The sequence below is a fragment of the Corallincola holothuriorum genome (assembly GCF_003336225.1).
GTDB classification, from domain to species: Bacteria; Pseudomonadota; Gammaproteobacteria; order Enterobacterales; family Neiellaceae; genus Corallincola; species Corallincola holothuriorum.
In genome coordinates, this window is record NZ_QPID01000005.1 from 331,327 (window position 1) to 337,796 (window position 6,470).

General features: G+C 48.4%; 5 protein-coding genes. 3 read left to right on the plus strand and 2 right to left on the minus strand.

The features are described 5' to 3' along the window. Positions 1-45: 45 nt before the first annotated feature. Entirely contained in the window at positions 46-2,169 is a 2,124-nt protein-coding gene (locus DU002_RS10650) for a TonB-dependent siderophore receptor (protein ID WP_114338353.1), read from the minus strand. A 509-nt stretch (positions 2,170-2,678) separates the two neighbouring features. Between DU002_RS10650 and DU002_RS10655 the strand changes: the two genes are divergently transcribed. The 3 genes from DU002_RS10655 (at position 2,679) to DU002_RS10660 (ending at position 5,103) form a co-directional block, all read left to right on the plus strand. After that, complete coding sequence (locus DU002_RS10655; protein WP_114338354.1) at positions 2,679-2,891, plus strand: hypothetical protein; 213 nt, start codon at positions 2,679-2,681, stop codon at positions 2,889-2,891. Positions 2,892-3,081: 190 nt separating this feature from the next. Continuing rightward, positions 3,082-3,255 carry a hypothetical protein gene (locus DU002_RS19360; protein WP_158538028.1) on the plus strand — a complete coding sequence of 58 codons (174 nt, stop codon included), beginning with the start codon at positions 3,082-3,084 and terminating at the stop codon, positions 3,253-3,255. A 231-nt stretch (positions 3,256-3,486) separates the two neighbouring features. Beyond that, entirely contained in the window at positions 3,487-5,103 is a 1,617-nt protein-coding gene (locus tag DU002_RS10660) for a serine hydrolase domain-containing protein (protein WP_114338355.1), read from the plus strand. A 211-nt stretch (positions 5,104-5,314) separates the two neighbouring features. On the opposite strand, the gene DU002_RS10665 is transcribed toward DU002_RS10660, so the two are convergent. Next, positions 5,315-6,313 (minus strand): integron integrase, encoded by a 999-nt coding sequence (locus DU002_RS10665; protein WP_114338356.1) that lies wholly within the window; start codon positions 6,311-6,313, stop codon positions 5,315-5,317. Positions 6,314-6,470 lie beyond the last annotated feature (157 nt).

Genomic DNA, 6,470 nt, shown 5'->3' on the forward strand with positions numbered 1-6,470 from the left:
TGTCTAAGCGCGCACATGACGGGTCTGTTGTCTGAGCTATGAGCGTTAAAATGCCCAGCTCAGCGTGGCGCTGTAGTTCGCCGGTGCACCGTAATAGCCCTGCGCCCAGTACAAACTGGTGAGGTACTTTTCATCAGTGACGTTGTAGGCGTTTACGCTCAGGCTGACATCGTCGTTAAAGTTGTAGCGTGCCATTAGGTCAACGATGGCATAAGCATCCTGCTCGGTAACAATCTCATCACCTGCATTGGCAAAATCGTCACCCACGACGCCCTGACTGCGCGATATATCGTCTTGCCAGCGCATGTTCATACCTGTGCTTAGCCCTTCAACAAACGGCACTTCATATACCGCGGTGAATTTGAACATTCGGCTTGGGGTATAGGCCGCTACTTGCTCATCTCCGTCGATATCAAAGTCGGTATAGCCAATGCTGACATTCAAGCCCTCATAGATCTCACCGGCGACGTCCAGTTCAAAACCGTTACTGCTGATACCATCAGCACCTATATAGCGCTGTTGGTCTGGTGGCAGGTTTTCGGTGCTGGGATCGAGGATCGCCAGGTTTTTCTGCTGAATATCGAAGTAGGCGACACTGGCAAGCAGGCGGCCATCAAACCACTCACTCTTCAGACCTATTTCACTGCTTTCGCCAGTCACTGGATCCAGGGTTTTATCGTCAATATCCAGCTCTGTCTGTGATTGAAACGTTTCGGTATAGCTGGCATACGCGACGACGTGAGGAAGTACCCGGTACACTACGCCTAGATAGGGAATAAACTCAGTATCGCCGGTGTCACGCACCACATCGTAAGATTCACCATCGACATCCCAATCGTTGTAGCGGCCGCCGACAATGGCATGGAAGCCATCGAACAGATTAAAGCGTCCGGTCACGTAAGCGGCTTTTTGTTCCTGCGTGACATCGCCACCGGTTTCACCGTCAGCAAAGACCGGTTTCGGCGTGTTGCCATCCCACTCATTCAGATCAGGCATCGCTGGGAAGCCTGCGCCAGTGGTGTAGTCGTAAAGGGATTTATCGGTGTAATCCAGCTTGGCGTAGTTAACGCCAGCTACCAGTTGATGATCACGATCAAACAGCTCGAAATCACCGCTGAGATAGAGGTCGAACAGATTGTGTTCGTCATCATGATGGTACCCGCTGGCGTAGCCTGTTAATCCTAATTCAGTATCTCGGTCGGGTGTACCAAATACGTAGAAAAGTTCGCTGTCTTCGTCGGTCTTGCGGTACGAGTAGGTCGAGCGTATCTGCCAATTGTCGTTAAGCTGGTGGTCAAGTTCTACCACGGTGTTGTTGCGTATCACGTTCCAATTGGACCAATCCGCTGAGGTGCTGGTGGAGCGTCCGTAGTCGGTGGCACTACCGTCGGTGTAATACAGTGGCAATGCGCCCCACAGGTTACCATCAGCATTGTTGTTGCTATAGCTGTGACTGAGCGACACCGTGGTGTCATCGGTCAGATGGCCTTCGAGAAAAATATAGGCCACCTGTTTGTCGGTTTCGTAACGGTCGAGATAGGATTCTTTGTCCTCACTGACCAGCACCGCGCGGGCGGCAAAGCGGTCACTGAAACGCTTGCTGCCATCAACCTCGACGCGACCACTGTTCCAACTACCGTAGGTGCCATTGACTACTAACTGATCGTCAGCGGTGGGGCGTTTACGGATGAAGTTGATGGTTGCTGATGGGTTGCCCACACCTGTCATCAGGCCGTTGGCACCTCGGATCACCTCTAATCGGTCATAGATGGCCGTGTCTTCTCCGGCGTGATTGTTTCCTGACGCCAATGGCAGGCCGATACCGTCAATCTGGAAGTTGGTAACGTCAAAACCACGGGCGGTGTAGTAGGTGCGATCGGTTTCAATACGTTCGACATTGATACCCGTGGCGGTATCCAGTGCAGCGTTGATATCTGTTAGCTGGAAATCTTGCAGCTGCTGATTGGTGATAACTGAGACGGATTGTGGGATCTCAATGATAGGCAGTTCTAACTTCGAAGCACCGCTCGCTGAGTGGGCGTTGTAGCCTTGAATATAACTGCCTTTTACTTCGATCCTTTCGATATCGTCTGTGTCGTTAGGGGTGTCAGCCCAGCTAAGGGAGCTGGTGCTAAGGGCTAAAGGGATGATTAACAGAGACTGCTTCATGTCGGTTTTCATCTATACGTCAGAGTGATGGTTTGACAGGCGGGGTAAGCGCCTTGCCAACGATGGTGTTAACAGCATGTGCTGTATTAGCAGCAGAATAGTACGATCATGTAATGCGAATGTAAATGATAATAATTCGCAATAATAACCATAAGTATGAAGAGGGAGAGATGAGAGAGAGGGGAGGGAGAAAGATAAAGGAAGGAGCACCATTTGGAGAGCAAGCCTGCGTAACTACTTTTACGCTTGTTGACGTTAATTTGAGCGGTACCTAAATATTCGCTATTGATTATTTAGCAAGGCGAAGGGCTTTGCGCTCAATCATAGTTTTGTTCACTGGAACATGGCTTAGTGTTCGCGATGAAAGGAATCATAGCTTACTTAATCTCTTGTTTTCCTTTCCAAATCTGATACTTCTGGTTTGATTTTTATTGCGTTTGGCTTCGCTTCCGATGCGGTGAGTTATCAAGGATGAGTATCCAACCAATGCATATGAAAAGGAAAGCACTATGAAAATCGCTGGCATTATTCTAATTCTTATTGGCTTACTGGATGTGATCGGCAGTCATGTCGGTTTTGATCTCTGGGGTGGCTTCTTCGGTATTGAACTGCCCGATCTGCTTTGGCAGTTCTCCGGTTATATCGAATTGGGTGCTGGTTATCTGTTGATGAAAATGGGCAGTAGCAGTGACGATGCTGCAGCCCAAACAGAAGCGGAGTAACCAGAGTGATTTCTAGGCTTGAGAAAATACTCGAGCCTAGAAAGTTAAATAGCGTTCTGCTTTATCACCCTTGTCAATTTTTGATACCCCCAATCATCCCGCCGCGGGGAGGGGCACGCTGGTTTGAGTGGTCAAAAATAGTGGTTCAAGTATGATTGGCGACCGTTAATCATTATCAAAAGGAATTGATATGGACATTATCTCTAAGATCTCCTATTCGCTACTCGCTGTCATGCTTATCTCTGTCGTTGCTGCGTTGGTGGTGGCAGCACCAGAAGATAACCCCGATCCTGCTAATGGCGTCACTTTGAAAGTGCTTTATGTGCTGGTGAACGTGCTGGCGCTGTATTTTATTTGGTTTTAATCACCCGCAGCAGAACAGATGAGCATGTCGCGATTGGATCCTCTTTCAGATAAGCCATTTGCTATCGAGAAATTTGTGGGATGTTCTGCGCTACGTGTTTGATCTGGTTTAGTCGTGGATATCTATGCTCTTATCATTTACATGGTCTTAATCTATTCTTACGACTTAGTTTTTGGCGTGTCAGCCAGTATGAAACACTGAACATACTAAAAAACTCTTTCGGAGATAAACATGGAAAGTTTAAAGGCGATAATTCAACCCGCTATCCAACGCTTTACTGTGCTCATCCTACTTAGCAGCCTGCTTGGTTGCAGCCAATCACCTGGCGACAATCATCCCCCGACTTCATCCAAATCACCCTTTGCAGTGTCTAGCCCAGAGGCCCAAGGTATGCAATCTGCCCTGTTGGCCGATATGATGGCCAAAGCCTTGGATTCCAGCTATTCAATACACTCGATGGTGGTGATCCGTAATGGGCATAAGGTGCTGGAAGCCAACTTCTGGCCAAATCAGGCCGAAGAGCCCCATGCGATTTATTCGGTGACCAAAAGTATCGTGGCTACGCTGATTGGGATTGCACTGGAAAAGGGCTATCTGCAAAGCCTTGATCAGCCCGTTTTGGATTTTTTCCCTGATACTCAAATCGCCAACTCTGATCCGCTCAAGGATGAGATGACTATCAGAGATCTGTTGACCATGTCTTCCGGTCTGGATTGCAGAGACTCGTCCCGCTATTACTGGTCCGGATTGAAGACATTAATGGAGAGTGCCGACTGGGCTGAACACGTCCTAAGTCTGCCGATGAAGGAATCCCCAGGCCAATACTTTGAATACTGCAATGGCGTTTCTTTTTTGCTATCAGCAATCGTCGAAAACAGCACAGGTATGGGAGCGCTGGCGTTCGCAGATAAACACCTCTTTGAACCCCTGGCAATAGACAGTGTGAGCTGGAAGCAGAACCACAACGGCCGTTATATGGGCTTTAGTGAGATGATGATGTCACCTGAAGATATGGCCAAAATTGGTCAGCTCTATTTAAACAAAGGGCAGTGGCAAGGACGACAGGTTTTGCCTCAGGCGTGGGTCGAGGAATCAACGATTCGGCACCTAAAGACTGACTTTTTAGATGGCTATGGCTATCAATGGTGGATCGATGATAGTGGTTACTACATGGCTATTGGCTTCCGCGGGCAGGCGATCTACGTGTTGCCAGATCAAGACATGGTGGTGGTGTTTACCGGCTATATTTTTGATTCTCGTACTTTCTATACGTCATTAGTTGAAGATTACCTGATCCCCTCTGTGCGCTCGGACGAACCCCTAACTGAAAATGAACCTGCTCAGCAAAAGTTGGCTGCTTTGTTAGAACAGGCAAAAGAGGAGGGCTTTTCTTGGGGAGATAAAGCGAATGGCTTCGCTAAAGATGGGGTGTTTACGCGTAAAGCAGCGCCGGCGTTTAGCTTTCAGTACCCGAAAGAGAGCATCAAGTTTGAGCTGGATCACCCACAGAAGATCATGAGAATGTCATCGCCAACACACAGCGATTTTGACGCCGCCGTGTTCGATCTGGAACAAGAGGTTTCTTACGCTGATGCCGTGCAATGGTATGCAAAAGGTTTGCAAGGAGTGGGCTCAGATATCCGGGTTGAATCTCAGGAAGTCTTAATTTTGGATTGCGGAACGGAAGCCTACCAAGCCCAATACACATGGCTCTACGGTGGTGAGGTCCCTTTATCGACACTGGTTGTTTTTGCCAAACAAGAGAACAAAGCTGTAGTTATTTCGGTGCATGACCAACAGTATGAGTGGATCGCGCGGAGTTTGAAGTTCGATAAAACGGCCTATTGAGCCGTAGGAACCGCCAACACAACACCGTGTGTGCCTTCGTTGTATCAAGAAGGCACACATTGCCAAGATAAAGAGCAAAGCGATTGCTTAGCCATTCCAATCAAGCCTCATAGTCAGGTTTGAGCGTATTTCGGTCATACAGAGAATAATCGTATTTTGGTATGAATACCTTAACGCGGTCATCCAAGGGGGCTCAGTTGCCTTGGAATATTCACACATAACTGGCCTGAGCCTCTTCTACTTTGCTACCCGGTAGCATGTCTGCGGGGCTGGTAGTGCCAGCCCGCCGATCTCCCACAACATGCGTGTAGATCTCGGTCTTTTTTAGATCTGAATGCCCGAGTAATTCCTGCACTGTGCGAATATCTGTGCCTTTTTGAAGCAGCCGTGTAGCAAAAGAGTGCCGGAAGGTATGCGCCGTAACTCGCTTTTTAACGCCACTTTTAAGCACAGCCTTGCGTAGTTGCTTAGCAAAGCTCGTAGCATGTATATGATGGCGACACACGTAACCATCATGCGGATGTCGGCACAGCGTCGTTGATGGAAAGAGATACTGCCATGCAACGTCGGTCATAACGCCCTTGTACTTGCGATAAAGGGAAGACGGAACCGAAGTCATTCCTGCCCCCTCGACAAGATCTTGAGCATGACGTTTTTCAACGTAAGTAATTTGTGCCTGAAGCCTTGGCACCAGGGATTGGGGTAGCAATGTGTATCTGTCTTTTCGTCCCTTGCCTCGAAATACAAGGATGGACTTAAGCGAAAAATCGATATCCTTTACTCTCATAGAAAGCGCTTCCTGCAAACGCAGCCCACAGCCATATAGCAATACAGCGATCAGCCAATACTTACCTGTCATATGCGCGAGGATCTTGGCCACTTCCTCCTGGTCTAACACCGTTGGAATGTTTCTCGGTGCGCGCGTGTAGCTGTAGTTCAGTCCTTCAATTTCCCGACCAACCACATGACGGTACATAAAGATGATGGCGCACAGAGCTAGGTTTTGTGTGGCAGCACTGACCTCCCTGTTAACTGCTAAGTGACTGAGAAACCGTTCTATCTCGGCGTTTCCCATCATGTCTGGATGTTTGTAGTCATTGAAGCGAATAAAGTAACGGATCCAATGCAGGTAGGTCTTTTCGGTGCGGTAACTGTACTGCCGCGTGCGCAGCTCCTTGCGCACCGACTCGATGAATGGAGACTTAGCCATGTTGAACGTCCTTGTTTGACTGTATATATATGGCCCTTCGCGTTTTTTGGTGGGTCACCCTTTCTTAACTCTTTGAACCTGTGCATCATTTAAGGCCTCATCTCTTAGCTTAAAGTTGTGCATGGATCAGCGAACACTATACGAACGTATCCTTAAT

What these genes read in the sequence shown, in the direction of transcription:
- DU002_RS19360 (WP_158538028.1), top strand. Translation starts at nt 3,082, where the DNA reads ATGGACATTATCTCTAAGATCTCCTATTCGCTACTCGCTGTCATGCTT.
- DU002_RS10655 (WP_114338354.1), top strand. Translation starts at nt 2,679, where the DNA reads ATGAAAATCGCTGGCATTATTCTAATTCTTATTGGCTTACTGGATGTG.
- DU002_RS10660 (WP_114338355.1), top strand. Translation starts at nt 3,487, where the DNA reads ATGGAAAGTTTAAAGGCGATAATTCAACCCGCTATCCAACGCTTTACT.
- DU002_RS10650 (WP_114338353.1), bottom strand. Translation starts at nt 2,169, where the DNA reads ATGAAGCAGTCTCTGTTAATCATCCCTTTAGCCCTTAGCACCAGCTCC.
- DU002_RS10665 (WP_114338356.1), bottom strand. Translation starts at nt 6,313, where the DNA reads ATGGCTAAGTCTCCATTCATCGAGTCGGTGCGCAAGGAGCTGCGCACG.